The sequence below is a fragment of the Mycobacterium sp. genome (genome assembly GCF_035653355.1).
Lineage (GTDB): Bacteria > Actinomycetota > Actinomycetes > Mycobacteriales > Mycobacteriaceae > Mycobacterium.
Genome location: NZ_DASRBZ010000216.1, coordinates 1 through 2,531, shown reverse-complemented (window position 1 = coordinate 2,531; position 2,531 = coordinate 1). Strand labels below are relative to the sequence as shown.

Sequence of the window (2,531 nt, the reverse complement as noted above, 5' to 3'; positions counted from 1 at the left end):
GTCGCCGCGAGCGCGGGTAACCGCGCGAGAGGCGCACCGACCGCGACAACCCCGTGTCGCGTCGCCGCGGCACTCACGCTGATAAGCTGCGCCGCTGAGCCCTAATTTGAGCGGAGAGTAAGCAGCGGAAATGACAGTTCCCGTTGAAGCCAAAGAACTCATCGGTAAGCATTACCGCCACCACGACTACTTCGACGTGGGGCGGGAAAAGATTCGCGAGTTTGCGCGCGCTGTCAAAGACGATCACCCTTCCCACTTCAGCGAAGATGCCGCCGCCGAGCACGGCTACCCCGCGGTGGTGGCCCCTCTGACGTTCCTCGCGATCGCGGGCCGGCGCCTGCAGCTAGAACTGTTCACCAAGTTCGACATCCCGATCAACATCGCCCGCGTCTTTCACCGCGACCAGAAGCTGCAGTTCCACCGGCCGATTCTCGCGGGCGACCGGCTGTTCTTCGACGCCTACTTGGACTCGGTCATCCAGTCCCACGGCACGGTGATCACCGAAATCCGCAGCGAAGTCACCGATGCCGACGGAAAGGCCGTAGTGACCAGCGTGGTCACCATGATCGGGGAAGCCGCTGGTCAGGAGGCCGACGCTGCAGCGACCGCGGCGGCAATTGCGTCGATTCGCAGTGGGGCTTAGGGTCGGCCGCTATGAAACAGGGGGCTACCGATCCGACGCGCGACCTCACGCCGCACTTCGAGGACGTGCAATCCCACTACGACCTCTCCGACGACTTCTATCGGCTCTTTCTCGACCGAACGCAGACGTATAGCTGCGCCTACTTCGAGCGCGACGACATGTCGCTGGAAGAGGCTCAGATCGCCAAGATCGACCTGTCGTTAGGCAAGCTCGGCCTGCAGCCGGGTATGACGCTGTTGGACGTCGGATGCGGTTGGGGCGCAACGCTTTTGCGTGCTATCGAGAAGTACGACGTCAACGTGATCGGGCTGACGCTGAGCAAGAACCAGGCCGCGCACGTCGAGCAGAAGTTCGCCGAGTCTCCCAGCCAGCGCTCCAAACAGGTCCGGCTGCAAGGCTGGGAGCAGTTCCGTGAGCCGGTGGACCGGATCGTGTCGATCGGGGCGTTCGAACACTTCGGCCGCGACCGCTACGACGACTTCTTCAAGATGGCCTACGAGGTGCTACCGCCCGACGGGGTGATGCTGCTGCACACCATCATCAAGCCGGCCGACGACGAATTCGCCGAGCGAGAACTGCCGGTCACCATGAGTCACCTGCGGTTCTTCAAATTCATCATGGACGAGATCTTCCCCGGCGGAGATCTGCCGCAGGCGGTGGTCGTCGAAGAACACGCGACTAAAGCGGGCTTCACGCTCACCAAAAAGCAGCAGCTGCGGCTGCACTACGCGCGCACGCTCGACACCTGGGCGGCCAATCTGGAGGCCCGCAAGGACGAGGCGATCGCGATCCAGTCGCAAGAGGTCTACGACCGCTACATGAAGTACCTGACCGGCTGCGCGGATCTCTTCCGCGACGGCTACACCGACGTCTGCCAGTTCACGTTGGTCAAGCCGGCCTAACCCGCGAGAAGACGCAAACGTCTCCAATTTCGGCCCAAATGAGGGACTTTCGCGTCTGGTGGCCGGGCAGGGCCCGGCGAACACGGCTGGAGGATCAGCCGAAGAACATGTTGCGGCGCCCGGCCAGCAACCGATACAGCGTCTGCTGGATGGTCTCGCGCACCTGGTCGGTCAGCTCGAAGGTGACCATCGGGTCCTCGGCGTCGCCGGCGTCGTAGTCCTCGGTCGAGATCGGCTCGCCGAAGGCGATGTACCACTTCGACGGCAGCGGCACCAGTCCGGCCGGCCCCGCCAACGGGAACAGCGGTGTGACCGGGAAGTACGGCAGGCCGAACAGCCGCGCCAGCAGCTTGACGTCGGCCATCATCGGGTAGATCTCCTCGGAGCCGACGATCGAGCACGGCACGATCGGCGCCTTGGTGCGCAGCGCCGCCGACACGAACCCGCCGCGGCCGAAGCGCTGCAGCTTGTAGCGGTCCTTGAAGCGCTTGCCCAGCCCTTTGTAGCCCTCCGGGAACACCGCGGTCAGCTCGCCGGAGGCCAGCAGGCGGTGCGCGTCGGTGGCGCACGCCATGGTGTGGCCGGCCTTGCGGGCAGTCTCACCGATCACTGGCAGGTCGAACACCATGTCGGCGGCCAGCAGCCGCAAGTCTCGCTTGTCCGGATGCTCGTCATGGACGGCGATCGAGGCCATCAGCCCGTCGAACGGCAGCACTCCGGCGTGGTTGGCCACGACCAACGCGGCACCCGTGCTCGGCAGGTTCTCGATCCCGCTGACTTCGACCCGAAACCATGACCGGAAAAAGAACCTCAGCAAAGGCCGCACGATCGCGTCGTTGAAGTGTGGATCGAACCCGAATTCGTCGACGCTGTAGTCACCGAGCAGCCGCTGGCGCATGAACCCGGCGACGGCGCCGACCCGCTGGGCCAACTCGGTGGTTGGCTCCTGCGCCTCGGCAGCGGCGCTGCGGCGGCGCTGATCGATC

At 64.6% G+C, this 2,531-nt stretch carries 3 protein-coding genes; 2 read left to right on the top strand and 1 reads right to left on the bottom strand.

Features of this window, described 5'->3' with window-relative positions:
• Positions 1–130 precede the first annotated feature (130 nt).
• Positions 131–643 carry an FAS1-like dehydratase domain-containing protein gene (locus tag VFA16_RS07320; RefSeq protein WP_324967172.1) on the top strand — a complete coding sequence of 171 codons (513 nt, stop codon included), beginning with the start codon at positions 131–133 and terminating at the stop codon, positions 641–643.
• An 11-nt stretch (positions 644–654) separates the two neighbouring features.
• Positions 655–1,545 (top strand): cyclopropane mycolic acid synthase family methyltransferase, encoded by an 891-nt coding sequence (locus VFA16_RS07315; RefSeq protein ID WP_324967171.1) that lies wholly within the window; start codon positions 655–657, stop codon positions 1,543–1,545.
• A gap of 94 nt (positions 1,546–1,639) precedes the next feature.
• Here the strand turns inward: VFA16_RS07315 and VFA16_RS07310 are convergent.
• Positions 1,640–2,531 (bottom strand): lysophospholipid acyltransferase family protein (locus VFA16_RS07310; protein ID WP_324967170.1); only part of this gene is annotated, 892 nt, incomplete at its 5' end.